This is a genomic window from Methylobacterium sp. PvP105 (assembly GCF_017876975.1).
In the GTDB taxonomy this organism is placed as follows: domain Bacteria; phylum Pseudomonadota; class Alphaproteobacteria; order Rhizobiales; family Beijerinckiaceae; genus Methylobacterium; species Methylobacterium radiotolerans.
Genome location: NZ_JAGIPA010000001.1, coordinates 6,568,018 through 6,594,063, shown reverse-complemented (window position 1 = coordinate 6,594,063; position 26,046 = coordinate 6,568,018). Strand labels below are relative to the sequence as shown.

General features: G+C 69.5%; 21 protein-coding genes and 1 pseudogene. 8 read left to right on the top strand and 14 right to left on the bottom strand.

All coding sequences use genetic code 11. The annotated features are described in order from the left end of the window. The first annotated feature begins 56 nt into the window (after positions 1–56). Positions 57–335 carry a metal-sensing transcriptional repressor gene (locus J3A75_RS31950; RefSeq protein ID WP_043343706.1) on the top strand — a complete coding sequence of 93 codons (279 nt, stop codon included), beginning with the start codon at positions 57–59 and terminating at the stop codon, positions 333–335. Between the two features lie 309 nt (positions 336–644). Here the strand turns inward: J3A75_RS31950 and J3A75_RS31945 are convergent, their stop codons facing one another. Next, positions 645–1,637: a hypothetical protein gene (locus tag J3A75_RS31945; protein ID WP_127992111.1), complete on the bottom strand. Its 993-nt coding sequence runs from the start codon at positions 1,635–1,637 to the stop codon at positions 645–647. A gap of 520 nt (positions 1,638–2,157) precedes the next feature. Here J3A75_RS31945 and J3A75_RS31940 point away from each other — a divergent pair. Continuing rightward, the gene (locus J3A75_RS31940) at positions 2,158–3,657 is read left to right on the top strand and encodes a TniQ family protein (RefSeq protein WP_071000293.1); all 1,500 of its coding nucleotides are present in this window, start codon (positions 2,158–2,160) and stop codon (positions 3,655–3,657) included. Positions 3,658–3,888: 231 nt separating this feature from the next. Here the strand turns inward: J3A75_RS31940 and J3A75_RS31935 are convergent, their stop codons facing one another. Continuing rightward, the gene (locus tag J3A75_RS31935; protein WP_052517002.1) at positions 3,889–5,409 is read right to left on the bottom strand and encodes a hypothetical protein; all 1,521 of its coding nucleotides are present in this window, start codon (positions 5,407–5,409) and stop codon (positions 3,889–3,891) included. Positions 5,410–5,567: 158 nt separating this feature from the next. Here J3A75_RS31935 and J3A75_RS37135 point away from each other — a divergent pair, with 158 nt between their 5' ends. The 4 genes from J3A75_RS37135 (at position 5,568) to J3A75_RS31915 (ending at position 11,454) form a co-directional block, all read left to right on the top strand. Next, positions 5,568–8,468: an EAL domain-containing protein gene (locus tag J3A75_RS37135; protein ID WP_269467569.1), complete on the top strand. Its 2,901-nt coding sequence runs from the start codon at positions 5,568–5,570 to the stop codon at positions 8,466–8,468. A 295-nt stretch (positions 8,469–8,763) separates the two neighbouring features. Continuing rightward, positions 8,764–9,285, top strand: a complete 522-nt coding sequence (locus tag J3A75_RS31925) for a LysR substrate-binding domain-containing protein (protein ID WP_107645319.1) — start codon at positions 8,764–8,766, stop codon at positions 9,283–9,285. A gap of 608 nt (positions 9,286–9,893) precedes the next feature. After that, on the top strand, positions 9,894–10,529 hold the full coding sequence (locus J3A75_RS31920; RefSeq protein WP_043075221.1) for a PAS domain-containing protein: 636 nt from the start codon (positions 9,894–9,896) through the stop codon (positions 10,527–10,529). Between the two features lie 262 nt (positions 10,530–10,791). Beyond that, positions 10,792–11,454: a hypothetical protein gene (locus J3A75_RS31915; protein WP_043075220.1), complete on the top strand. Its 663-nt coding sequence runs from the start codon at positions 10,792–10,794 to the stop codon at positions 11,452–11,454. A 13-nt stretch (positions 11,455–11,467) separates the two neighbouring features. Here J3A75_RS31915 and J3A75_RS31910 read toward each other — a convergent pair whose 3' ends face one another. After that, complete coding sequence (locus J3A75_RS31910; RefSeq protein ID WP_071000291.1) at positions 11,468–13,135, bottom strand: TniQ family protein; 1,668 nt, start codon at positions 13,133–13,135, stop codon at positions 11,468–11,470. Continuing rightward, complete coding sequence (locus tag J3A75_RS31905; protein ID WP_043075217.1) at positions 13,132–13,638, bottom strand: hypothetical protein; 507 nt, start codon at positions 13,636–13,638, stop codon at positions 13,132–13,134. The genes J3A75_RS31910 and J3A75_RS31905 overlap by 4 nt, the downstream gene beginning before the upstream one ends. A gap of 456 nt (positions 13,639–14,094) precedes the next feature. Between J3A75_RS31905 and J3A75_RS31900 the strand changes: the two genes are divergently transcribed. After that, positions 14,095–15,129 carry a phage exclusion protein Lit family protein gene (locus J3A75_RS31900; protein ID WP_083374425.1) on the top strand — a complete coding sequence of 345 codons (1,035 nt, stop codon included), beginning with the start codon at positions 14,095–14,097 and terminating at the stop codon, positions 15,127–15,129. Between the two features lie 132 nt (positions 15,130–15,261). Here J3A75_RS31900 and J3A75_RS31895 read toward each other — a convergent pair whose 3' ends face one another. The 8 genes from J3A75_RS31895 to J3A75_RS31860 form a co-directional block, all read right to left on the bottom strand. Then, on the bottom strand, positions 15,262–15,588 hold the full coding sequence (locus J3A75_RS31895; protein WP_238195010.1) for a DUF6527 family protein: 327 nt from the start codon (positions 15,586–15,588) through the stop codon (positions 15,262–15,264). 11 nt (positions 15,589–15,599) lie between these two features. Further along, positions 15,600–16,994, bottom strand: a complete 1,395-nt coding sequence (locus J3A75_RS31890; RefSeq protein ID WP_071000290.1) for a ThiF family adenylyltransferase — start codon at positions 16,992–16,994, stop codon at positions 15,600–15,602. Beyond that, positions 16,994–17,686 (bottom strand): multiubiquitin domain-containing protein, encoded by a 693-nt coding sequence (locus tag J3A75_RS31885; protein WP_043075260.1) that lies wholly within the window; start codon positions 17,684–17,686, stop codon positions 16,994–16,996. Before J3A75_RS31885 ends, J3A75_RS31890 begins: the two co-directional genes overlap by 1 nt. Before the next feature lie 143 nt (positions 17,687–17,829). Then, positions 17,830–21,258: a UvrD-helicase domain-containing protein gene (locus J3A75_RS31880; RefSeq protein WP_043075261.1), complete on the bottom strand. Its 3,429-nt coding sequence runs from the start codon at positions 21,256–21,258 to the stop codon at positions 17,830–17,832. Beyond that, positions 21,245–21,877 carry a hypothetical protein gene (locus tag J3A75_RS31875; RefSeq protein WP_043075262.1) on the bottom strand — a complete coding sequence of 211 codons (633 nt, stop codon included), beginning with the start codon at positions 21,875–21,877 and terminating at the stop codon, positions 21,245–21,247. Before J3A75_RS31875 ends, J3A75_RS31880 begins: the two co-directional genes overlap by 14 nt. Further along, entirely contained in the window at positions 21,874–22,647 is a 774-nt protein-coding gene (locus J3A75_RS31870; protein WP_043075263.1) for a sigma-70 family RNA polymerase sigma factor, read from the bottom strand. The genes J3A75_RS31875 and J3A75_RS31870 overlap by 4 nt, the downstream gene beginning before the upstream one ends. Before the next feature lie 133 nt (positions 22,648–22,780). Beyond that, a complete protein-coding gene (locus J3A75_RS31865; RefSeq protein ID WP_043075264.1) occupies positions 22,781–23,578 on the bottom strand; it encodes a metallophosphoesterase in 798 nt (265 codons plus the stop codon). Next, positions 23,575–24,129 (bottom strand): metallophosphoesterase family protein, encoded by a 555-nt coding sequence (locus J3A75_RS31860; protein ID WP_043075265.1) that lies wholly within the window; start codon positions 24,127–24,129, stop codon positions 23,575–23,577. Before J3A75_RS31860 ends, J3A75_RS31865 begins: the two co-directional genes overlap by 4 nt. 256 nt (positions 24,130–24,385) lie before the next feature. Here J3A75_RS31860 and J3A75_RS31855 point away from each other — a divergent pair, with 256 nt between their 5' ends. Further along, a complete protein-coding gene (locus J3A75_RS31855) occupies positions 24,386–25,078 on the top strand; it encodes a DNA-binding protein (protein WP_083374424.1) in 693 nt (230 codons plus the stop codon). Between the two features lie 127 nt (positions 25,079–25,205). On the opposite strand, the gene J3A75_RS31850 is transcribed toward J3A75_RS31855, so the two are convergent. Next, positions 25,206–25,802 (bottom strand): hypothetical protein, encoded by a 597-nt coding sequence (locus J3A75_RS31850; RefSeq protein ID WP_052517016.1) that lies wholly within the window; start codon positions 25,800–25,802, stop codon positions 25,206–25,208. A gap of 93 nt (positions 25,803–25,895) precedes the next feature. Further along, positions 25,896–25,991 (bottom strand): annotated as a pseudogene (locus J3A75_RS31845) (arsenic resistance protein ArsH); the annotation flags it as partial. Positions 25,992–26,046: the final 55 nt, after the last annotated feature.

The following is a 26,046-nucleotide window of genomic DNA, read 5'->3' as shown; positions in this document are numbered from 1 at the left end:
CCCAGGGTCGACGGCCCCGTCCGGCTCAGCCTATGGTGCGGCGGGAGGACCGTGACGTGGGGGATACGGACGCAGGCAAGGCGAAGCTCGTCGCGCGCATCCGCCGGGTCATGGGACAGGCTGGGGCCGTGGAGCGGTCGATCGTCGACGAGGGCGACACCCTGGAGCTGCTCATGCTCCTGTCGGCGTTGAGCGGGGCGATCGACGGCCTGACGGCCGAGGTGATGGAACGGCACGTCCGCCGGACCCTGGCGGACCCGGCGACCGACCCGGATCCGGGCCGAGCCGACGGGGCGAGCGTCCTGATCAAGGCGATCCGGACGTACATGAAGTGACCGGGCGCCGAATCCGGATCTCGCCAGCAGCGGCTGCCCGGGGACGTGTGCGTGGCCCGGCCATCGTCCGACCGAGGCGTTCATCGACGGCAGGACGCGAGGTTTCGGCGGACGCGCGCCCCGGCGCCGCGGCCGGGTCCCCCGGATCGAGTTCCCGTCCGTCGGCAAGGTGCGCCGATGCGAACCACGGCGGACGCAGCGGTGCCGGCTCACGCCCTCGCCAGGGGCGCCGCCCAGCGGCAGAAAAGGGTCACGGGCGCCCGACGGGCCCACGGCGCCGGCCCGTCCGTCGCCGATCGCGGCGCCCCGTCAGCCACCGCCGATCCCTGCAGGACCCACAAGCGACTGGAACCTTCGCTCGCACCTCTTGCTCATGCCGAGCGAGGACAGGATCCTGGATGCACCCAACGAGTCGACATTCCTGACCCTGTACCGATCCGAGAGTATGTAATTTATCGTCGCCGGCATGCTTCTCCTGATCTCGGGATCGTTCGCCGACGGAATGGAAAGCAAGCGTTTTGCCGCGGCGTAAACGACGCCCTCGACCCCCAATATGGTCAAGGCCTTCTCGTTGACGTCCATGGCTATCAGCCTCAGGATCGAAGAGTTCGAGAGGGCCTGCCTGTGGGTGAAGAGGATCTCCGCACCTTCCTTGAGCGGCAGTATCTCCGGCACGCGCATATCGTCGGTGTGATCCGGCCACGCCTCCAGCGCATCTCGGATCCCGTCCCCTCGCGAGAGGTCTTCCGCCGCGCCGCTCGCGATCGCGTCGCGGTGCGCGATGCAGTTGCGAGCGACGCGAAAGTATACGTACAGGGGCAGCAGGAACTTGACGCCGTCGAGGTCGGCGCCGATCCGCTCATAGTATCTGGTCAGCCCAGCCTCGGCCGCGGCCGCTCCGTCGTCGGTGCCGTCGCCACCCTGCCTGGCAGGGAGACGCCCCTTGGGCTTCGGCTTGGCCCCGCGGAAGCGGCCGTAGCTCTCCAGCTCGGCGCTCAGGTTGTCCAGGAACAGGTCGAACGCCGAGAAGCCGCGAACGACGCCCGCTCGCCCGATATCCAGCCTCCCCTCGTCGATCAGCTCTTGCGGGCGGCCCCAGTCCGGCATCCCGCCCCAGAGGTCGTTCTGGGCGTACAGGATCTCCTTGATGCCGTCGCGGGTCTCGCCCTTGTCGATCGCGTCCTTAAGCATCCCCAGCCCGATGACCTGCGTCTTGAGGGAACGGTTGAGCCTCTCGTGAAAGCGATGAAACCGCAACGACGCCTCGGTGTTGGCCCCCGCGAGACCGTGCTGCGTCTGCATCCTGTCCTTCCGTTCCGTCATCGGCGGGGGGATCGCCCGCCCCTGGGCGCGGCGCGTCTATAGAGGCCTGTCACCGAAGCGTCGATTCCGGGGGAGCGCGCGCCGGCGACTGGCGGCGGCGGAGATCCGACGCGAGGAACCGTGCCCGGCCGCCGCGACGGCACGTATCGGGTGGCCTCGGCATGGAGCCGCGGTTCGAGGGTCGATGACCTTCATCGCCGCAGCGCCGCCGATGCGGGCGTCGCCCCGGCCGGGTCGGCCAGGGATCGGGTCAGGACGAGAAGCGACGCAACCGTGCGGTCCCGGCCCCGTCGGCCGGCCCGCTCGCGGACGTCGCTCGCCAGCCGTGGACGGGGCGCGACGCCGCCGGCCGGCCCTTCTTCCCGGTGCCCGATCTTGCCTCGGCGCGCGGATGGGTGGAGCTGCCCCTAGCCGGGCCGCGCGGCTGAAGGCTTGACGCCGAAGGGGGAACCACCCTTGGGATCGGGCGTCAGGCCGGTTTCGTCAGCACGCCATCACCATGCCACATGCGATCCGCGTTCCGCCGCGGCCGGGGGAGCCCGCGTACGAGGCGTTCGAGCGGCTGGCCGCCCGTTTGGGCGATGCCGACGGCGACCGGCTGGCCCGCTCGCTGGGAATCGATCGCAAGGCCTTGCGGCACGGCGTAGGCGTGGACCGGGTCGGCGAGTTGCTCGGCCTGGAAGCCCGGTCGTTGACCGACGCGACGTTCGTGCGGGAGGCCCGCGGCATGCGGCTCGGCGGCTTCGTCGTGCCGTTCCGGGGCTGGGCGCCTTCGAAGCGCGTCTGCATCCCGTGCCTGGTACAGGATTCAAACGGCGATGATGACGCAGCAACGCTCTGGAAGTACCGTCGGACGTGGTGGGACCTTCGGGCCGTCGACCGCTGCGAACGCCATGGCTGCGCCTTGCTCGACGCCTGCCCGGGATGCGGATCGCCCCTCGCATGGCGCGATCGCCCCCCGCGCCTGTGCTCGTCCTGCGGTCACGACCTTCTCGCCGCGTCGGGGGCCTCGGCCCCCGACGCGGGCTGGGAAGCCTACCTGGTCGGTCGGCTGGGCTTCGGTCCGGCGCGTCCCGCCGCGATCCTCGACGCCATGCCGCTCACCGACGCGCTCTCATGCGTCCTGGCGGTCGGCGAGACGCTGAGCCCTCGTTCGGCGTCCAGGAGCAGCCCGCAGGTCGACCGCGCGCGCGCGACCCTCGGCTTCGGCCTTGTCGGGGACGGGGGCCGCGCGCTGCGGGCCGGCCTCCTCGGGCTGGAGCCACCGTCTCCCCACCTCGACGGCCGGCGCCTGCGCCGGTTGCTCGACCCGCTGCTGGGCTGGCTCGAAGCGCATCCCGGCGATGCGACCGGTCCGATCAGGGACGCGCTCCTGTCCCACGTCCGATCCGCCTGGGTCGTGTCGCGCGAGCTCCCCCTGCTCGGGGAGACCCTCGCGCCGGTGGTCCAGGAGCACCGCCTCGCCCTGGGGCGCCGGCTCGGCCTCGACCCGACGATCCTGGATCGTCTCTTGCGGCACGCCGGCCTCGCCGCCGCGGGCGAGCGAGAATGCAGCGCGGAGGAGTTCGCCAGGCTCAGGGACGCGGTCGAAGCCTCCGTGTCGGTCCCCGAGGCGAGGCGCATCCTCGACCTCGACACGCGGACGCTGTCGGCGCTTGCGGGTATGGACATCCTCCCGCGGGTCCCTTGGGCCGAAGGCGAGGCGACCCGCGGTCGCTTCGTCCGGAGCGCCCTCGAACGCCTGGCGGCGTCGTTGCGGTACGATGTCCCGACGGTGGGTCGCCGGACCGCGGACCATATGACCTTCGACGACGCGTCGCGGGCCCTGCGCCGCGGGTCCCGCCACCACGATCGCGCGCGGGCCATCCGGCACCTGCTGAGCGACAGGATCCGGCCGTGCGCACGGCTCGACCGCGGGCAGGGGCCGACGACGCTTCTGTTCGACCGGCGGACGATCGAGGTTCTCCAGGACGCGGACATGCAGCCCCCAGATCTCTGAGCGTTCGGGCGCCGCTTCAAGCCTCCGCGCTCAGTGGGCGAAGACGCTGCGGGAAGTAGCATCCTGCGTCGTCGATGCCACGAGCGCCACCTGCCTCTAAATAGTGGCTTCCCCGATGACGGCCGCCGCCGCGGAAGGCGGGGCATGACCGGCCCGGGGAACAGGTCCAGCGCGGGCGCGGCGACCGGGGTGCCGCCCCCGGTCCCGAACCGCCCTCGTCCGTACGGCCGATCACCCGGCGGGCCGGCCCTGCTCGATCTCCTGCACATGCGCGGCATGAAGCGCCTCCCCTTGCCGCAGGAGCCAACGCATCGCGGCCGGGATGGCCTCGACGTCGAGCCCTTCCGACCGGGCCCGGCCCGTCAGGGCGGCGGCGATGTCGGGGTGCCTGCCGAACTTCAGCCGCAGGACCCAGAGATCGATGGCCAGCGACCGATGGCGGACGAACTCGGCCTCGGCCACGGCCAAGGCCAGATTGGCCCGGTCGCACGCCTCCGCCTTCGCGACATCGATCTCGGGCTTCTCGTTGTCGCGCACCTCGCCGAGGCATTCGCGCATGTCCTCCAGCGTCAGCGTAGGTCTCCGATCCACGACGGGGCGGGCGGACTGCAGCCTGGAGGAGACGTCGCCGCAGTCCGAGCAGACGTATACCTGCCGGCGCAACGCCACGACGAGCCCGGCGCCGCCGTGGCCGTAGAGCGCATGCCTGAACTCCCGGCTCTGCGGGTCGGTCTCCAGCTCAAGATGCGAATGGGTGCGCAGCTCCGCGAACCATTTGCCGCCGCCGGAGATACGCAGGATCGCGGGCTTGCCACGGCCGCAGCACGGGCAGGCCCAATCGGGCGGCGTCCGCTGCCAGCCCTTCCCGGCCTGTCTCTCGAACGCGGCGATGTCGGCGGCGGTGGGACGCCGCCCGGCGACCGGCTTGCGCGCCCGTCCCGAGTTGCCGACAGCGTCGCGGCGCACGGACCTGGCGCGCAACCGCGCCTCGATCCCCAATTGCCAGGTCCGCATCGCATGCAGGTCCGGGTCGTCGCGGACCCAACGGTCGATCATTCGTTCGTCCGCCGGCCTGGCGAACGCCATGACCGCGTCCGGCCCGCGCTCCTGAGCGAAACTCCCCGAGGCCAGCCGCTCGACCAGGAGCGCGGCGAACGCCAGCCGGTCCTCGAAACCATGCCTGACCTCGCTCCAGGTGCGGCAGGCCGCCTCCACGTCGACCTCGTGGAGCGCATTGGACCGCGGCCGGATGAACCGGCCGATCTCAGCCGGGGAGAAGGAGAAGGCGGGGTGGATCTCCGATCCCAGCAGCCGCTTCGCGGTGCCGTCCGCCGCGTTGCACGCGTCGCAAACGAGCGTGTCGCGGAAGCGCACCACCAGCGCACGCATGTGCTCGCCGGCATGGGCCGACCCGGCGCCGGCGCCCTCCACCCGGGAGACGCCCACCCATGCGCCGACCAGGCTCTGCAGGTGATCCCGGAGGTGGTCGTGATGCAGGTCGAGATGCGCGAGCAGGACCCCGTTCCGTGCCTTGCGCACGATCATCGGCTTGGGCCTGCGACAGCATGTGCAGTGCCAGTCGGCCGGCACGCCGGCCCAATTCGCGTTCAGGTCCAGTCCGGTGGCGCCATGCGCCCGCAGCAACGTCTTGGTCTGCTCCGTCCATTGCCCGTCGAAGCCCGGGAACCAATGCGCGAGCCCGGCATCATCGAGGCCCGGGACGTCGGGCAAGCGCAGGTCGGCCCTGATCATGCCGGCCTCTGACGTAGCCATCTCCAACCCGCTCCAATTTCATGCCGGTCGACGGATCTCGCGCCGCCCCCCCCGCACCCGCCATGGACGTGGCAGGATAGCCGGGCGTCAAGCGCGCCCGGCGCCATCACGCGCGCGCGACGGCGCCGGAGGACGCATTGGGCGCCATCGCGGCCGGTGCCGGTCTCCGAACCGAAGGTCGCGCGGGTCGCGGGGAGCGCTTCGAGCACCACCGTAACGCATGGTTCATCGTATTCGAGGCTCGGCCAGGGGAAGTCGATCGACCGGTAAGATTCTCAACGCACCCGGCCCCAGAAGGCAGCCGGGACGTGCGAAGACATAAGGGGAGCCTGTTGCCGGTGCCGGGACCTCGGTCGATGCTCGCCTCCGCGCTTCGCCCCGGCGCGGCTCTCGCCGCCGCGCTGGCCGCATTGGCCCTGGCGATCGCGTCGGCCGCGGCGCTGCTCGTGGTCGACATGAACCGGCAGGCCGTTCAGGACGTCGAGCGCGGCCTGGTCGGGCTTTCGGCCGTCCTCGCCGACCAGGCCGACCGCTCCCTGCAGGCGATGGAGATGGTGCAGGATGCCGTCATCGACGGCTTGCGCGAGGCGGGCGTCGCCACGTCCGAGGAGTACGCGGCGGCGGCGGGCCGGCAGGACCTCCACCTGGCCCTCAGGGCCCGCATCGCCGCGCTCCCGCAGGTCAACGCGATCACGATCGTCGACCACGCCGGCAAACTGCTGAACTTCAGCCGCTACTGGCCGATCCCCGACGTCAACATCGCGGACCGAGACTACTTCAAGGCGCTCGCCGCGGACCCGGGGCGCGGACGTTTCGTCGGCCGACCGGTTCGGAATCGCGGCGACGGCGCATGGACGATCTACGTCGCCCGCAAGGTCTCAGCCTCCGACGGGACGTTCCTCGGCCTCGTGCTCGGCGCGGTAGAACTCGGCTACTTCGAGGGCCTCTACCGGCAGATCTCGCCGACCGACGACGCCGTCGTCTCGGTCTTCCGCGACGACGGCATGCTGCTCGTGCGCCACCCGCACCGGGCGGCCACGATCGGCAAGGTCCTGCCCACCGCGGCGGCTGCGCTGATCGCCGCGCGGGACCGGGCGGGCGGCGTCCTGCGCAACGTCAGCCCGATCGACGGCCACGAGCGCCTCGTCGCGACGAAGGCCCTCGCCCGCTACCCGCTCATCCTCAGCGTCAGCCGGACGGTGGAGGCGAGCCTCGCCCCCGTCCGGCGCCAGGCTTTCGTCGTCGGCGCGTCGGCGGCGCTCCTGGTGTCATGCATCGCCGCCCTGTCCGCCCTCTTCCTCCGTCAGGCCCGCGCCTTGCGGCGCGCCGCCGCCGCCGAGGAGCGCGCCCGCGGCGAACGCGACCTGCGTGAGCATTGCGAGCGCTTCGGCTTCGCGCTCGACAACATGATCCAGGGCCTCTGCCTCTTCGACGCCGACAGGCGGCTGGTCGTCATGAACCAGCGCTTCGCCGAACTGTACGCGGTCCCGCGCCATCTTCGCGAGCCAGGCGCGAAGGCGGAAGACCTCCGCCGGGTCGTCCTGTCGCTGCGGGGGGAAGCGGGAGGCGACTGGGACATGGTCGTCACCCCGCCGGGTTCGGACGCCCCTTCGTTGACGGCCTCCGTCGTCCGCCTGTCCGACGACCGGGACGTCAGCGTCATGCGCGTGCCCGTTCCCGGCGGGGGGTGGATCTGCACGCACGAGGACGTCACGGAGCGCCGCAGGAGCGAGGAGCGCCTCGGCTTCCTCGCGCGGCACGACGCCCTGACCGAGCTGCCGAATCGCGTGCAGTTCGCGGACGTGGTAGCCCGCGAGCTGGCGATCTGCGCCGGGACGGGGCAGGAGGCCGCGCTCCTCTGCCTCGACCTCGACGGGTTCAAGCAGGTGAACGACCTGTTCGGCCATCCCGCCGGGGACCGCCTGCTCGTCGAGGTCGCCAAACGACTGCGGGGGCTGCTGGGCGAACGCTGCGTCGCCGCGCGCCTGGGAGGCGACGAGTTCGCCGTGCTCGCGACCGGCCTCGATGGCCGCAGGACGCCCGCCACGACCGCACGGGCCGTCATCGACGCGCTGGGCGCGCCCTTCGCGGACGGCGAGCGGCGGATCGACGTCGGCTGCAGCGTCGGAATCGCTTCGTTCCCGCGCGACGGCGACACCTGCGAACGCCTTCTCTCCGCGTCCGACATGGCGTTGGTGCGCGCCAAGCGTGACGGCAAGGGGGGCTACCGTTTCTTCAAGCCGGAGATGGACGCCGCGGCGCGCGAACGGCATCAGCTGGCGCTCGACCTACGCGCGGCCATCGGCACCCCGCAGTTCGCGCTGCATTACCAACCGCAGTTCGAGGTCGCCACGGGCCGCGCCTGCGGCTTCGAGGCCCTCCTGCGCTGGACGCACCCGATCCGGGGAGCGATCCCGCCGACACTGTTCGTGCCGCTCGCCGAGGAGACAGGCGCGATCCTGCCGCTCGGCGAATGGGTGCTGCGGGAGGCCTGCCGCGAGGCTGCAACCTGGGGGCTGCCCCTCGGCATCGCCGTCAACCTCTCGATTGCGCAGTTCCGGCAGGCCGACCTGTGCGACGTGGTCAGGCAAGCGCTCGCGGAGACGGGACTGCGGCCCGATCGCCTGGAACTGGAGGTGACCGAGAGCCTGTTCCTCAATAGCGCGGCGCGCTCGCAGGAGGTGCTGGGCGACCTCAAGGCGCTCGGGGTGCGCATCTCCATGGACGATTTCGGGACCGGCTACTCGTCGCTGGCCACGCTGCAGTCATTCCCCTTCGACAAGATCAAGATCGATCGCTCGTTCGTGGGCCAAGTCGGCGTCACGAGCAAGGGTGGCGCGATCGTGCGCGCGATCATCAGCCTCGGCGAGAGCCTCGGCGTCCCGGTTATCGCCGAAGGGATCGAGACGGAGGAGCAGCTCGCATTCCTGCGGCGGCACCGCTGCGCGGAGATGCAGGGCTATCTGCGCGGCATGCCACGGCCGATAGCGGAGTATCTCCCGCTGCTCGCTGCGGAGGTGGACCTTCGCGTCGCGTAGGCGCGCAGCCGGTGCACCGAACGCTCGGCGGAAGGCGGCGCCGGCACCCGCGACGCGAGCGCTGACCTGGGCGAGACCTGTCAGCAGGCACATGCCGTTCAGGGGTGCCATCGATCTTTTCCCGATGCCGCCGAAGTCTTCATCCGGGGGGCGGTTCTGACGCTCGGCATCCACTGCTGGCGCGATCGAGCGAAGCGCTCGTCCTTCAGCGACCGTGGCGTCAGAACGGTGGCAGGGCGGCCCATTCCGAGGCGCTCCTCCGCCGGTCCATCGACGCCGCGATCACCTGCGATAGATGTCCGACCTCGACGACATCGAGCGGTTTCCGTTCTACCGGGAGCCCTACGTGCTGGTCGTGCCGCGCGGGCTCAGGGAGGAACTCGAAGGGCAGGAATTGGCCGCGATCTTCGAGAAGCATCGTCGCGTCCGGCACAGCGAGCGCTCCTATGTCGGCGGGCAGGTCGAACGGCACCTCAGCCGCTCGGGTCTCCGGCCTCCACGGGCGTTCGAGTTCGACACGTCGGACAGTCTCGTCGCGATGGTGGCGACCGGCATGGGGGTCGCCATCACCACGCCCCTGTGCCTGCTGCAGGGCATCGCGCATGCCAGCCACGTCAGCGTCCTGCCCCTGCCCGGTCCGGGGTTTTCCCGGGAGCCGCTGCTGGTCACGCGCCGAGGTTATCTGGTCTCATTGGCACCCCGGATCGCCGAGCTGGCTCGGGCCGCGATCATCCAGCGAGAGCTGCCCCGCATTCACGCGCTCGTGCCGTGGTTCTCGCCTCCCTCTTCCCCCGCAGCGCCTTCGATGGCTCGATAAGCCCAAGGCTCTGATCCAGCACATCAATACGGCATCAAATCTGCTATGTTTATTGGTGCTTTAAATCTTTTTGATGTGCGTGTATAGATAACCGCGCCACAAGCAGATTAGCCTCTAAGGGCGTTCAATGATTTGTTACTATGTACGCCAAATACAAACTTTTGATACTTCGCAAGTGTCTGCTTTTGGCAAGCGCCGACACTCGTTCTCATGGCTGACATGGGTCGTAGTCTGAACGTCCGGTTGCGTGGAGCGGGTCAGCTTCCGCTTCTGAGCCTGCTTTGATTTTCCGGGCTAGCCACGAATGGCCGCCTACCGGAAGCGACGATCGCAATCCGCGCAGCTGGCATGGTCCGGATCCGAGAGCTGGCATGCGTCGAGCGCTGCCGCGGCAGATGCAAGCGGCTGTGCACGAAACCTGGGCGAAGCTTGTCTGGGAAGCCTGAGCCCATGCCCCGCGAAGCCGCGTTTCGGCCAATGCCTAGCCTGACGCGCTCAAACACAGCATGGCCACCTCGACCCGTCGTACGAAAGCTGCCTTTCGGATTGCTCCGCAGCCCTGGGTTGTGTTTCAAATGCCTTCGGCGGTCTTGGAACCTGGACAGAGCATGCCACGCCGATCAGCGGACGCCCATCTCTCGGCGGCCTCCCTGCCGCTCACGACGCTCGACATCGGCCTGTGGGAAGAAGACGTCGACGCCGACCGGGTCCGCGCCGACGAGGTGATGGCACGGATGTTCGGGCTGTCCGGCGCGGCGGTCACAGAAGGCATCTCGCGCGCGCACCTCCTTTCAATCTTCCATCCCGAGGACGTGGCCCGGGACCCAGAGCGCCGCCGCAGCGTGCGGGAAGAAGGCGGGCTGTTCGTATGGGAGCACCGCATCCTGCCCGCGCCGGGCGTCGTGCGCTGGGTTCTCGCCCGCGGACACTACGAGCGGGACGTAGATGGTGGGATGCGCGGGCGCGGGATCGTCATCGACGTGACCGACAGCCGGACAGACAGCCGCATCGATGGCCCCGCGCACTTCCTCGCGGCCTTCGAGACGTCGGGGTCCGTGTTGGAACGCATCGCGGACAATGCGATCGAGGCCTGCGACCTGATCCGCTCCCTGGACGCGGACAAGGCGGCGCGGCTGCGGCTGCTGGTCGACGCCTTGCTGCACGAACTCGGACGCCAGCTCGCGGCCTCGCTTCACGAGGACGCCGCGAGGCCCGCCATATCGCGCGGTTCCAAGGTACACTGAAGCGGCCCCGCGCGCCGACCCGGTCTGAGTCGAGTATCCGGGCGCTGATAGCCGACCCAATGTTCCGCGTTGAGAACGTAGGGGATGAGAGGCAAGCAACACCATAGTTGCGTGCCTCGAACACCAAAGATCCGCACATGTTTCGAGGCTCTGCGCAACCTCACATGTGATGAGGCTTCGGACGGTTTTTGGGTTGCAGCCCGGGATCAGAGAATCGCTTGACCGGCCGGCGCTCCCGCCGTGGGCGGGACGAGGCTTCGCCATGGGCTACAAGCATAGCAATCCGCAGAACCGGGCGAAGGCGGCGTCCCTGCTCAGGCAGCTGAAGGGCCAGCTCGTGGACGTGACGGGCGTGCGGGTGGAAGCCCTGAGCAACGTCTACGCCGCCGCCGAGGCGTACTGGCAGCTTTCCAAGGCAGCCGGCGTCCACCTGTACCAGGAAGGCGGCGGCTGGCACGCCGACCTGGAGTTCAAGGGACTGCCGCACGGCATCCCGAGGATCGTCGGAACCCCCGAGCCCGTCGCGACGCGGGCGGAGGCCATCGAGAGCGTGGTCGAGATGATGTCGATGTGCGCCCAGCGCGACAACGTCCCGCCCCCGGATCCGGCGACGGGGCTACGCTGGTTCCGGTTCGACGAGCATCAGATCCCGGTCGACCCGCGGATGCTGCAACACTTTGTCTCCCGCGTTCCGGAGGTCGCGTTCGACGCGGATCACATCCGGAAGGAACTCGACGTCCTCCGGGCCGACATCTCGGGCGACGCCCCCGTCACGGCCGATGCCTGGGAGGCTGCCGAGTTCCAGCTCCGTTACGACGCTAGCCGGATGTGCTGCGCCGCCATGGCCTTCGGCATCATGCAGATGTCGTACGATCCGCCGGCGGACCTCGATCTGGCCTTGGCGGCCGCCCCCGGAATGCACTGAACGCCGCGGCCGGTCATGCGGCGTCGGCCGCCGACAGGCAAGCCGTCAGGTCGCGGCGTCGGTAAAGCTTCATCCGGACCCGGTCGTACGCCGCCGCGTCCCCGATGCCGGCTTCAGCGAGCCGACGCATCGCCTGCTGGGGCGCGAGGCCCAGGACGGCGGCCGCCTCCTTCAGGGTGACGTACTCCGAGGCGAACGCCTCGACGCTCGCCCTGGTCAACGCCCTCACTGACCGCGGATCGCGCGGGCGGTATCCGGGTGACCATTCCAGCATCCCTTCCCTGACCGGGCACCACAGTCTCCCCGGGTCCACGCCGGCCAGCATGGCGGCCGCCTCGGTCTCGGTGACGTCGTCGGGGGAGCCGGCGCCCTGGAGGACCGTGGATAGCTCGTCGCGGTCGATCAGGAGGTCGCCGTAGCGTCCGCCCGTCGTATGGCGTCCGACCCATGCGAGCCGCTCGTCGAGGATGAGGTTCAGGATCTCGACGGTGCCGACGCGCAAGCCGGGCGCCGCACGCTCGATCGTCATCCTCGGCTCGGCGGGGTTGGCCACCGGCACCGCGTTCCTAAACAGCCTCGCCATGAAGGCGTCGACGTCCGGACGGAGGAATCGGCGTTTCGAGCCCGCGTTCCGGTCGGCCTCGGGCAAGGGCGACAGCAGTCCCGCCTCCTCAAGGTGCCCGACCTGCTTCGCTGAGAAGCCGGTCCTGGCGGCGACGTCCTTGGCCGTGAGGTGGTCCTCGACGTCGGCGACGACCCTCCCGAACTCCTCGACGGTGATCCAGAGCCGCCGCCCGTCGGCGACCGCCTCGGGGCCGACCAGCCGGATCAGCCCGGCGTCGGACCGGGAGCTCGAAAAAGCGGCGCTCCTTTGCGTGTGCATGCGCCGCTCGTCCAGCCGCACGCCGAGGAAGGCGGTCCCCGGGCTTATGGGGAGCCTCCCGAAGGCGTGCTCCCGCAGGACGTGGCGGAATTTCTCGAACGCGACGTCCTTGGGATTCGCCCGCAGGACTGCGTGGACGCGCCCGTAGACCTTGCCATGGCCGACGGAGCCGCGCTTCCCGAAACGGACGCGCCCGACGATGCCGTCGAGGGCGCTCCCGACCGCCTCGGCCCCCTGCGCGGCGGTGCGGTAGCCCTCCTCCGCGGCCCGCGCGAGGTCCGCCATGCCCATGTCCGAGGGATGCGTTCCCGGACCGTGAAGGACCGAGGTCCCGAGCCCCTCGCAGAAGGCCGAGGCGGCGTGCAGGGGCACGTCGTCGAGCCAGTTGCCGGGATTGCGCATGCCATCGAGCCTGGCGACGAACCAGTCCACGAAGGCGGTGCCAGTGGCGGGTTCAGCCTCCGCCCGGAGCCGGTCGAGCACGGGGAGCACGCGGCGCGCCAACGTCGCCGAGAAGTCGTGACCGGCCCGGAGCGTCGCATCGGCCTCGACGTGGACCAGCACGGCCCCGTGCCGGCCGCAGACCCGGACCGGTAGCAGCAACCATTCAAGCCTCGACCACGGCCGGGCCTTCGTGGGGTTCTCGAACCGGGCGAGGTCTTCCGCGACGCAGTGCGGGCAGACCCTCGTCGCGGAGGTCAGGACCGATCCGGGCGGGAGCCGGTGACCGCCGACCTCCGCGGCCTTGTCGCCGACGGCGTGCGTGGGCGTGTAGCGACCGAGGTCGAAGCGGCTCACCGGCGTCGGCCGGCGCAGGTTGGCCAGGAGATCGGCCCGATCCTGACGTAGAGGTCGGCGGATGCGACGAGGGTCGCAGGCAGGTAGCGCGCCGGGCTCTGCGAGACGCCTGCGACGCGCGCGCCGTCCGAGAGCAGGCGCCCGACCTTCTCATTGCCCTCCGTCGGTCTATCCTGAGTGCGTGAGGCGCCGGATCTGCAGCAGATGTGGGCGAAATCGGTGAGACTCCGGAGCGCCAGTTCGATGCCGGGGATCCAGTCCGGGCTCGGAACCTCGACCACGACGGCGATGCCGTCCGCTTCCCGCAGGCGGCGCAGACCCGCGGGGCCAAGGGCTTCGGCGAGCGCCACGGTGGGAAGCACGTCGCGGGCGGGGCGTAGGCCGTTCAGGCAGGCGGCGACGTAGGTGTCGTCGGCCGCTTCGACGGGGAACTCGACATCGATGGGGTCCGCCGGCGGGCGACGCTTGCCGAGGATGCGGCTCTCGATGGTCTGACGGGTCATGGCTGCCTCCAAGCGCGAGGCAGCCATCCGCTGACGCGGCGAGCTAGGCCTCGGGAGGTTTCTGGGTCTGGCGAGGGATGCGCGGCCGGCCGGCTATGCCGACGGGCGTCGCGGACCGGCGGGAACGCCGGCGATCCCGTTTTCGCGGGCACGTCCAGGGCATAGAAGGGCTTTCGAGGCTGGGGCCGCCCGAGCGTCAGCTACGAGGGCGGTATGGGTGCTTCCGCATCGGCGGGGGCACAGGAAGCGCCTTCGACGCGCCGAGAACACATACAGAACGCCGCGAATCGGCGTCAACAGATTTGGCAGTTCCCGAACTACCTTTCATGCGTTCCCGTGGATAGCGGGGATGACGCTGGGGGCTCTCTACCGATCGCGCGAACCCCAAGCTCGCTCGCGCCCTAGCCCAAGGGTTGCCTCGGATCACCCCGAGAGCGTGCGAGCCGCCGATACTTGATGGCCAATGGGCGTCCTAGCCATATCGGCGGCGGCAGGCACGACCTACTCGATGCCGTGTCCCGCGCCGCACGTAGAGCAAAATCCATGAGTTGCCTTCCTCAGGTGTTCTCGACATTCCGACCCGTCGTCGAACGATGGTACCTCGCCTGCTGTGACGATGCCGGCGTGACACCGGCCGAAGTGCCCTTGAAGCTTGAGGACTTGGCTCTGGAAGTTCCTCGGACCTTCAGGTCGGAGTTCGCGGCCGTGACGCCCCCGCCTGCAGTGAGGATCACCTGGAACGGTCTTGCGAGCCTGTGGGCTTTTTCCCAGGCGGTCGTTCGGGTCGGACGTCCCATGTTCGAGGCCCAGAGAACAGCCGACCCTACCGCAGGCCCTCCGCAGCTTGCGATCGGCGGAGAGCTTGAGGAGGGGCTGCATCTCTTCGAACTGTCGTCGAGACTGAGCAGGAACAAGTTCGACGGCTGGGTCGATTGGGCTCCGGTGCCGGACCCCGACGCCGTCGGTGCCAGCCTTGGCGGCAACCGCACCTTCGAGAACGCACTCGGCTGGATCATGCGTCACGAGTTGGCTCATCTGAGGCTGAACCATCATGCCGTGGCCGAGCCGTTGCCGCACGAAGCCAAGGAACAGGAATTCCAGGCCGACGCGCAAGCCACGCATTGGATGAAGGGATCGTTGCAGGTCGATCCGGGCAGGGCTCTGGAGACGCGACCCTCGGAGACCGAGCTGGATCTGGAGCGGCGTGCCCTCGGCATGTTCACCGGGCTTGCCTGGGTGGCGCAATTCGAACTCGTCCCTCATGGAAACAGCTCGACGCATCCGCCCGTGATGGATCGCATCGGTAGGATGATCGGCGACCTGAGACTCGCGGATGACAGTTTCGCCTGTGAGATGCTCTCTTACGTGACCAAGGTGTTGGTCGATCCGGAAGGCGTATGGCCTCCGGACCAGGAAGTCCCGACCGCCAAGGACGCGGCGATGGAAGCGATGTTCAGGCTGAGCCGTGCGGTGGCCGCCTTCAAAGGCTGACGCGCGGTTCGAAAGGCTCGTAGATCCCGGTGACCCGGGCCGGCCAAGCCATGCCCGGGTGTGTCGCGCTCTCGGGCATGGCTTGGCATGCTTGAGGCGTCGCCTAACGAGATTTCGACGCCGGCGTCGCGGTCAGCACCACTCGACCCTGCCCTTGCGGAGCCAGAAATGGCTCTTGCATCCGACCTTGCGCCAGACGCTGGGTGCGAGCGACGCGGTGCCGTCCCAATGATCCCTCAACTTCCAGCCGGGACGGTCGCCGGGGACGAGCGAGAGCTTGATGGTCTCGCCGCAACCGCAGGGGCAATCGAAAGCCGCGAACCAGCGATGGCCGTCCTCGCCCACGACGTAGACGGTGCGCGGGGCGAGCGCGTCCGGCTCCTCCTCAACGAAGGCGGCGGTGTGGCGTCCCCGACGACGGGAGACCCAGCCGAGGGCGGCCCGGATCTTCGAGAGCATGGCATCCCTCATCACGCTGCCCTCGCGAGCATGTCGAGGGCGGGCCGGTTCAGGAACGGCACCATGTCGCCGCGGCCGACGTAGCGGGCCAACGCCTCGTCGACGCCCTCGTCCGGCAGGTTCTCCCAGTAGCCGGCCGTCAGGCTGAACGTCTGGGTGGCGAACCCGCCGTTCGGGTCGAGCCGCGAGGGATGCAGCCTCAGCAGGAACTCCATGACCGCCAGGCTGGAGAAGAGCCCGTTCAGCGCCCCGACCGCCGGTCGGTCCTCGGGAACCCCACGGATGTAGCCGCGGGCGAGCCGGTCCTCGTAGGCCGCCGGATCCTGCCTGCGGAGGCTCTCGGCTTCCAGCATGCCGTCCGTGTAGAGGCCCCGGCCCCGCAGGCTGGAGCGTCCGGGTTGCAGGTAGTGGACCGAGCCGCAGATCTGCCCGATGCCCCCATGTCCGTCGGCGTCGAGCATCACGCCGACATCGAAGTAGGCCAGGCCGTAAAAGGTCGCGAGCCGGTTCAGCAGATCACGCCCCTCGACGCCGTCCATGCATCCGAAGACGACGTCGCAGGTCGAGATCGCATGCAGGGCGGCGGGGTGGGAGAGGTCGTGGGCGAAGGCCTCGACCCGCGAGCCCAGGCCGAGCCGTTCGACGAAGCCGGCGAGCACCTCGACCTTCGGTCGTCCGATGTCGCCCCGCGTCGTGTTGACGATGCGATTGAGGTTCTTCTCCTCGACCTTGTCCGGATCGACGAGCACGATCTCGCCGACGCCGAGCCGGGCGACCTGATCGACGAGTGGACTGCCGGTGCCGGAGCAACCGACTACGCCGAGCCTGAGCCCACGGACAGCCTGGAAGGTGCCGCGTCCGAAGGCCTGCGCGTGCCGCCGGGCGAACTCGGGGATCTCGCGATCCGCGTCCGCCGGCGGCCTCCAGAAGCGGATGTCGTCGCCCACGACGCAGACGTGATGCAGTTCGCCATGCGTCCCGTCGGCCCTGTGGGCGCGGGCCAGCACGGCGCCCGAGGGCACCATGACGGCGCTGAGGTGCGGGGCCCCGTCGTCGACCCAGGCGTGGACGCTCCCGAACAGGGCGGCGTCGGCCTCGTCGTCGACCTCGCTGAAGTGGAGATTCCCGCCCGGATGGGAGTGGATCTTCGCCACCGCCATCCCGCGCCGCGCCGCCTTGTCGAGCAAGGGTTCGAGGTAGGAGGTTGGCCAGGTGACGCGCCGGTCGGTGCGCTGGCAGGCCTCGTGGGGCACCGGGACGATCTCGTGGACGACGAGCTTGGTGCGGCCGGGCGACACGGCCCGACCGCACAGCATCAGGGCGACGGCCTCGCGGCCATCCCCCGGGAAAAGGTGGGCGTGGATCGCGGCGTGCTGGGCGCCGGTGAGGGCGAGCGTGACGCGCATCAGGCGGCCCCCACTTCCTTGGCGAGGTTGTGCTCGACGACGGCGAGGTGGGTGCCGATGTCGTCGATGTCCGGCCGCCAGGGGTTCAGGCCGGTGCGGTGGCGCGACCAGCCCTGCCAGTGCTTGCCCTCGAAGATGTCACCGACGAGCGCCCGGATCTGCGCGCCGTCCGTGCGGGCCAGGGGCGGGTGGAAGTACCACATGTCGATCTGCGAGGTCGGGTATCCCGGCAGGAGCCGCAGCATCAGGTCCGTCCGTTCCGGCGCGTAGCCGGCCCGGACGGGATAGCCGCGGATCACGACGCGGGGGACGCCCATGTCCTGGACGGTCTCCCAGCGCAGTCCCGTGGCGTCGAGGGTCTCGCGATCGCCCTCGGGCAGCACGAAGTCCCGGCGAAGGGGGAGCGCCTGCTCCCCCTCGGTCTGGTCCAGCGGCAGGGTGATGAAGCGCTCCTCGCCCTTGTCGCTGACGTGCACCACCTCGTCGAGGGCGATCGGCTTCATGGTGGCGCCGATCTTCTGGAGGAGCTTGAACCGCTCCGGGTGGTGCTTGCCGGCGATGACGAGGAGGTCGCGGCCGGTCAGGTCCGGAAGCGGGTTCTCGTACTCCGTCTTGTCGATGCGGAAGCGATAGACCTGGACCTTGCGGGTGCCGTCCTCGTCGCGGTCGTTGTCGTGGCCGTTGGTCGTCATGACTGTTCCTTTCGATCTCTCGGTGGGTCGGGTGCTCCCCGCACCGTCGAGAGGTTGATCGAAAGGGACCGGCGGATCCGGAAACGGCCGCGCTCACTTTTTTTCCAGGATTGATCGCGGCCATCTTGCCGGCCGGCCGAGCCTCAGCGCTCCCTGGACAGGGGGTGCCGCACGAAGGCGCCGCCGGCCGGTAGGCCAGGGCAGGCGAACAGGTGCGGGCAGCGGAGGCAACCGCGCCCGGGATTGGGGGCGAAGCGGCCAGCGCCGACGTCGGCCATGTGCTGGGCGACGGCGGCCACGAGTTCCGCCCGCTTGTCGGGCGGGACCGGTCGGCGGGTCGCGCCGGTGAGGTGGATCGCCTCGACCGTCACGGGCTCGCCGAAGGCCTGCTCGGCGGCCGCATCGAGGATCGCGTATTCGATCTCCTTCTCAAGCGAGGCCATGGCCTTGCGCGTGGCGACGCGCCTCACGACGAGGCGGCCGTCACGGGTGCGCACCACGTCGTGCGCCCGTGACAGGACATGTCCGCCGCCGGCGCCCAGGCGCAGGGCCCTGGGGGGCTGCCGGCCTTCCTCGGCGCGCGTGCCCACGAGGAAGCGGAGCATCTCCTCGGCGATCTGCCTATAGGCGTTGGCGTGGCCATGCTCGGCCGGCCCGTGCCCCTCCCAGGCACCGTCGAACGCCGCCGCGAAGCCCGCCGGCTCGGCCTGCGCCGCGTCGAAGTTCCGGTCGAGCCAATCGATCATCGCCCGGACGGCGTTGTGCATCCGGATGTAGGGGTTCTCGTCGCGTCGGCCGCCGAGGCCGAGGACGTAGGTGTAGAGGAAGCGCAAGCCGCACTTCCCGTAGGAATCGAGGTGCTGGTGATCGAGTTCGACCGGCACGCTCCAGGCCACCGCCACCGGTGGCGGCGCGGCCGCAGCCGGCGGTGCCGGGAGAGGAGCGATCGGGGGCGCGGGGTCCAGCGTCGCGGCGATCCGGGCGTTGTACGCGGACGGGTTGCGCCTCCTCGCTCCACCCTTCTGAAGCGTGGAGCGGTAGAGGCGCAGGCCGTCCCGCGCGCGGGAGAGCAGCACGAAGAACAGGCAGGCCTCCTGTTCTTCGTGGCCGGCCACGCTGGCCTGGAGGCCGGTCAGGCCCGCGCTGCCGGCGATGAGACCGTCCGGCGGCGGGCAGTCCGGCGCCTTCGCGCTTCTGGGCAGCCCCGTCGCGATCATGCCCGGGGCATGGACGAGGTCGAATTCGAGGCCCTTGCTGCCGTGGATGGTCATCAGCCGGACGGCATCGAGCTCCAGGGCGGCGTCCGGGAACTGGCGCAGCGAACGCTCCTCGTTCAGCCGGATCAACCTCCTGATCTGACGCGAGACCTCGGAGGTCGGGAACTCCCCCTCGATCGGCAGGGATCTGAGGAAGTTGAGGAATTGCCAGACCGCGACGCCGGCCATCCGGTCGGCCAGCGTCGTGGCCCCGCCGATGCGGCGCGCGATACCGAGCCTGTCGAGCACCAGGGCGCTCGCTACGTTCCAGGGATGGGCGCGGGCCTCGAAGCCGCCGCAGGCGTCGCGTAGGCGCCTGAGGGATTCACGCCCGGCGAGGCTCAAGCCGGGGAGCGCGTCGGCGTCCTCCAGCCAGGCCAGCGGGCCGCCGGCCGCCTCCCTGAGGTGGACGGCGACGAGGGCGACGTCGCCGAGGCCCATCGCGACCTCCGGGATCATGGCGACGCGCACCAGCGTCGCGGCGCGGGGATCGTGGAACAGGGCGAGCAGGCTGAGCAGGTCCTTGATCTCGGGCCGCTCGAAGAGGGGCCCGAGGTAGAGGACGGGGATGTTCCGAGCCGTCAGGCCGGCGGCGAACGCGGCGAGCCGGTCGTTGGCCGTGCAGAGGATCGCCTGGTCGCGATAGTCGATCCCACCGTCGTTCGCCTCGGCGACGGAGGCGGCGACCAGCGCGATCTCGTCGTCGGGCGTGCCGGCCTCGTGCATGACCGGTCGCCGGCCGCAGGCTCCTCGATCGGCGGTGAGGCGGAGATCGCCGAGGCGTCGGAAGGCCTCGACGCTCGACGCGAAGGCCGAGAAGGTGTCGATGATCTCGCCGCGGGAGCGATAATTGACGGTCAGTGCGCCGTCCGTCGCTTTGGGATAGTCGTCCTTGAAGGCACCCATGCTCGCCGAGGTCGCGCCCCGGAAGCGGTAGATCGACTGGCGGGCGTCGCCGACCACCCAGAGGCGCTCGCCCTCGTCCGCCGCGAGTGCCGCGATCAGGCGCACGGTGGCGAAGTTCACGTCCTGGTATTCGTCGACGAGGATGTGACGGTGCCGGAGCGCCAAGGCCCTGGCGACCTGGGGATGGTCGGCCATCAGGCGAACCGGCTTCATGATGAGGTCGCCGAAGTCCAGGGCGTCGCTGTCCGCCAGGAGGCGTTCGTAGGCCGCGTAGACGAGTGCCTCCTCGGCCGCGCGCTTCGCCCGCAGGCGTGTCGCATCGTCGGTCGCGGCTCTCTCCATGGCCTCGGCGAGCTCGGCGTAGCGGACGTGATCGACGAGTTCGTCCTTGGCCCGCGAGATGGCGGCGAGGATGTCCGCGAGGTTCTCCTCGGGATCCCAGAGATCGCGGTAGTGGTCCAGGGCCAGGCTCGGGATCACCCCTTCGAGCATCGTGATGGCCGTGGCCTTGTCGACGAGGCGCGGGCTCGCAGGGAGCCGGAGCCGATCGTGGAAGCGGCGGACGATGTCGAGGCCGAAGGCGTGGAAGGTTCCGATCCAGACTGAGGCGGCCGCCTCGGGATGGGACAGGGCGAGCCGGTCCATCAGCTCGCCGGCCGCCTTGTTCGAGAAGGTCAGGACGAGGATGCCGTTCGGGTCGACGCCCTCGTCGATGAGGCTGGTCACACGCCGGATGAGGGTCCTCGTCTTCCCCGTGCCCGGGCCTGCCTGAAGGAGATAGGGGCTGCCGCGGTGCGCCACGGCGATGTCCTGGCTGGGGTCGCGCCGGAGCGCACCGCCGGAGGGGACGGCGACCGCGTCTGGGACCGGCGGAAGCAGCAGGGCATCGAGCAATTGCTGGGTGACGACGTCTTCCGTGATGCCGAGGCGGGCGGCGATGTCCGCGACGCTCATGCCCTCCGCGTGACGATCGCGCGCGACCGATCGTGGCAGCACCAGTTCGCGGGCGAAGAGGTCGGCCTGGACCTCCCGACGCTCGCCTCGCCCATAGTCGACGAGCTTCTCGACGGCGGTGCCGCTCTCCGCCGAGCGGCTGGGATCGGTGTGGTGGGTGAGGACCGGGTCCGTGCAGCCGTGCATCGCCACATGGCCGAGCTCGTGCCCGATCAACAGGGCGTCGCCACCCGCCGTGCCAGTCTCGCCGTACAGGATCCCCTTCGTGTCGGGATCGATGCGCGCTTTGCATCCATGCAGCGACACGTCGCCGGCCTGCACCGGTTGATGCCACAGGTCGTGCGTGGCGATGGCACGTACGACGATGTCGAACGGCTGCCAGGGATCACCGCCGTCGGCGACGATCTCCCGGTGGATGCGTGCAGCTCGTTTCCTCGCGGCCTCAATCGGATCCACGTTCGGCCCTTGCCATGTTGAGCAGCCGTTCCTGCTGCTCGGGGGTCAGGCCGGACGTGGCGACGGCTTCCTCGAAGCTCTGCTTCGCCCCGGCTTCCGGTTTCCCGTCCGATTTGGCCATCATGCCGCGGGGTATCGCGGAGGGTCGTCCGAGGCTGGCTATTATGAGGTCCACTTCATGCCCGACCTCATCGGCGACGAGCTTCGAGAAAGCCCTCGGGAAGCGGGCCGCCTCGATGAGGCCGTCCTTCATCTTGATCAGAAAGAGCGGGGTCACATCCAGGCGCGCCGCCAATCGCGGGAAGGCCGCCCCGCTGAACCCGGCGAAGACGTTCGGCAACGCCGCCGCGCTGCGCACGGGGGCTCTCTCGACGTCCGACCTTGTTCCGGCCTGGAAACGGGCCCATGCGGACGCCACCGTAGCTTTTGTCGAGGCATCGGCGGGCGGTAGCGGGCGGGAGGGTTCCAGCACCATCTCGACCGCCAATTCCGTCAGCTCCCGGCGCAACTCGGGGTGATCCTTCGCATACGCTTCGAGGCGTCTCGGCGTCGGCTCACCCTCGGTCGCGAACATCATCAATACGTCGCGCGCGCCGCGCGCGGTGCTGGTCGTCGTCATCGTCCCTCTCCGAGTTCACGACGCAGCTTCTCGTACGCCTTCTGGAGGCGATACCGTATCGCCCGGTCGGAGACGCCGCAAAGCTTCGCAATGGTTTCCGCGTCGTCGCCCTCGATGGGATGCCCCTTGAGGACGAGCGTGACAGCCACCCTTTCGTGGTCTGGCAAACGGTCGATCGCCCGAAGAAGCTCGTTCCGGAAATGTTCTTTTTCCTGTTCGGCGCCCTCTGCCTGGGAAAACTGCCTGAGTTGCTTGGCCAGCGCGGGAAGTGGCTGACCCTCCTGGTCGTGCATGTCCTCGACGTGATCTTCCTTGGCGGCGAGGCGTCCGGACGCGCGCAGCACGTCGATGCGCAACGCGGCGAGCGCGCTTGCGAAACGCACCTCGAAGTAGTCGAGACCGTCCCCAGGCTGGTTTCGGTCCTCCACCAGGAGGTCGACGAACCTGTCGGCCACCTCCTGTCGCAACTCCTCGGGATCGTAGAGGGAGCTCGGCCGGATGGATCCTTTCAACGACCGGGCGACCCGATCGAGGAGGATCTCGAACAGCTGCGCGAAGCGGTCATCGGAATTGTCGAGGCGGGTCGACCTGACGAGGTGGAGCAGGCACTCGGGCTCCATGAAGCCCGGCGCTCCTCGATCGTCGACGCGGGCCTCGCGGATGACGGCGTCGAGATCGAGCCCTGCGGCACGGTCTATGGCGGCGTCGACGGAAGCCGTCCTGACATAGAGTTCCCCCGTTTTCTTGCGCTTCGTGAGAGGAGGCGGCATGCCGGATCCGTGTCGCGTTCGAGCAATGCTACCTCAAGATGATTCGCCGCCAAGCTCGAAACGTCGGGCGTGTCCTCTTCTCCCCGAAGTGCGTCTTCGGAGTGCGCGGCCCTGCTGACCTTCCGGTGGCCGATCAAGGCAGGTCGATGGTGCGACCATCCTCGAAGCCGCTGGCTTCCTCGTGGTGGCCGCGCGAGTTGCAGACCATCCGGGTCCGGCCGACGTGGTAATCGACGCTCCGGTGGATGTGGCCGTGGACCCACAGGTCCGGGCCGCACGCGTGGATCAGGTCACGCAGATCCGAGGTGTAGCACCAGCCGAGATCCTCGTGCGGACGCGGCAGGCTGTCGGGCTGCGGCGCGTGATGGGTGACGACGACCGTCGGGCCGTCGTGCGCCGTCGCGAGCGTCGCCTCCAGGAATACACGCGTCTTCCTGTGCAGGGCGAGGATCTCGCCCGGCTCGACACGGTGCCGTGACCGCGGCCCGTTCCGGATCCGGCGATAGTCGTTCATGCCGCCGCGGCCCTGGGCGGCGCGCATGGCGGCGTGAAGCCCGAAGGGGCCGAGCCGGAAGTCGGTCCAGAGCGTGCCGCCGGCGAAGCGCGTGCCACCGATGACGACGGCGTCGTCGAGCAGCAGGTGGATGCCGTGGCGCGCGGTGACGTCCCGGCCGCGGGACAGCTGGTCGACGAGCGTGTAGCGGTCCTCGCCCCGGTCCCACCAAAAGACATGGTTGCCCGGAACGTAGACGACCAGCACGTCGGGCAGGCGCTCGGCGAGCCAGTCGAAGGCGCGCACGAGCGGCGTATGGACGTCGCCCGCGACGACGGCCACGTCGAAGCCGTCGGGCGGCGCGTGCGCCGCCGGATCCCAGGCGTTCTCGGGCCATTCCTGATGGAGGTCGCTGAAGACCCAGAGCTTCTGCGTCATGGCGCCCTCCCGTCGTTGGCGGCATTCTCGGCGAGGCGGATGCGGATCTCGTCCAGGGTGACCGGGCGGAAGCCGAAGCAGTCCACGCCGACGTCGGTGCTCGCCGCGGTGCCGGGCAGCGTGCCGTGGGAATGGCCGTAGAGATGGATGTCGCCGCGGTGCATTCGGGGCCAGACTCGGTGGGCATAGTGGCTGCACCACACGCCCTGGACAGACCCGTCCGGCAGCGGAACCTGCACGTGGGCGACGTCGAAGATGCCGTCCCAGGGCAGGCGCGCGCCGATGCGGTCGTGGTTGCCGCGAACGAGATAGCGCCTGGCGCCGTTCAGTCGCGTGAAGATCTCCCGGGCCTTGGCTTCGGAGCAGCGGTAGCAGAAGTCGCCGAGGTGCCAGACGGTGTCGCCCGGGCGGACGTCGGCGTTCCAACGCACGATCAGGGCCTCGTCATGGGCCTCCATCGTGTCGAAGGGGCGTCGCAGGCCCAGCCGGTCGCCAAGGGTGGCCCGGTGCGCGAAATGATGGTCGCTTGAGAAGAGGATCCGAGGGGGCATGAGAGCCTCGCGCGCTTGGCGGAGGCTCGACGCAGGTGGTCTCGCGCTCCGGGTTTTAGGGGGGCGTGGGACGACCGATGCGTATCATGGCGGGCTCCTGGGTCGGGGCGGTCCTTATTCCCTGGACGGTCCCGGGGCGCAAGGAGCGCGACTCGGTGGGGTAGCGGTAGCGGTAACGCGACCATGATTTGCTACCGAAATCCATAGGCTCGTTAACCATCTTGGGTGATGCTCGTGGCGTGGCGGGGGGCGGGCCATGAATGAGCAGCGGAAGCAGGAACTGTTCAGGGCGGCGGACGGGCTGTTAGCCAGGACCGGACGCGTGTCGCTGCGGACGCTGATCCCGCTTCTGAAGAAGGGCGGCTCGAACCGTGAGGTCGGGCCGGCGCTGGCGGAGTGGAAGGCGGCGAAGGGCTACGCGCCAGCGCTGAAGATCAAAGAGCTGCCGGTGCCGCTGCAGGATGCGCTGGCGAAGGTGGCGGGGGATCTCTGGGCGGCGGCGCAGGCCGAGGCGGCGGCGCGGCTGACCCGGGACCGCGAGAACCTGGCGGTGACCGTGCGTGCGAGCGAGGAACTGCTGGCCGAGGCGCTGGATCGTCTGGACGCGGCCGAGGCGGAGATCGCGGGGCTGCGCGAGAGCGTCACGCGGGCCGAGGCGCGGCTGGAGCGGGGCCGGTCGGAGGAGTTCTGGGACCGCGTCATGCGGGAGATCTACGAGATCCTGCGCGCCTCCGGCACGATGACCGCGGCGCAGATCCTCCGGCTCCTGAAGCCGGCGACGGTGCGCGGGGCGGCGGATCGCCGGGAGCCGCTGACGCCGAGGACACTGCACAAGAAGATGTCGGTGCGGGTGAGCCACGGCTGGTATTTCGAGCGCGGCGAGACGGGATTCTCGCGCGGCACGTTCCCGACGCTCGGCCGCGCCAGGGAAGCGGCTCCCCCAGCTTGAGCGAAGCGGCCACGGTCGTTGCCGGCTGGCCCGCCGGAATTGTGCCGACTTTATCCGCGCCGGCATATTCGGGCGCAGACGACGGATCCGCCCGGCGTTTCTCTGTGACCGCCGGCCAGCGAACCGCTCAATCGGGATCGCTCAAATTCATGGGCAGGGGCTCGAAGCGATCGCGAAACTGCTTGCCGAGATCCTGACACGCCATGAAGGCATGGTGGTTCAGCTTCGAGCAAAGCTCGTAGATGCGGAAGATCTCATCGAGGTCGAAGCGCGGCCGCTCCTCGAACCGCGGCATGAACAGGTTCATCTCCGCGCCGTTGTGATTGAACACCTCGTGGAGATACAGCATCCGTAGTTCCACGGCGTCGGCGTCGGAGTGCCCGTAGAGACTATTGCGATGGGCGACGACCTTCTCGTGCAGGGCCAATTCGGCCGAGGACAGTTCGACGCCGAGCGCCTTCCAGCCGAGCTTCGGGACCCGTCCCTTGGATTGCGAGAACGGTCGTGCGTAGGCCACGACCATCGTTGTCTCGTAGCAACGGAACTTCCGCCAGGCCGGCAGGCCGTAGACGACGTCGTCTTCCAGTTCCTGCAGGAGGAAGGTGGCCGCGCTCATGGCCTGCGCGAAATCGGAGCAGGAGAGCTGAAGGCGCGTGAACCGATGGAATTCGGCTTCGTCGCGAGGGCTCGGCGCGGCTGCTGCCCCGTTATCCGGTTCGTCCATGCTCCGATGCCCCCGATCGTATCGTCCCGTTCGAAACCTGACCCGATCGCGGCATGATCGGGAAGGGGCAGCGTGATCGGGCCGGACGGTTCCTCAACGCTTCACGAAGCCGATGTCGGCGACGACCGCCTTCAGGCGCTCGGGCTCCCGTTCTTTCCGCTCGCTGTAGCGGTCGGCGCGCTCGCGGGTACCCGCACTGGGGAATGTCGGGCTGGCTGCCGCCCTATGGCGCGTGTGCGGTCCC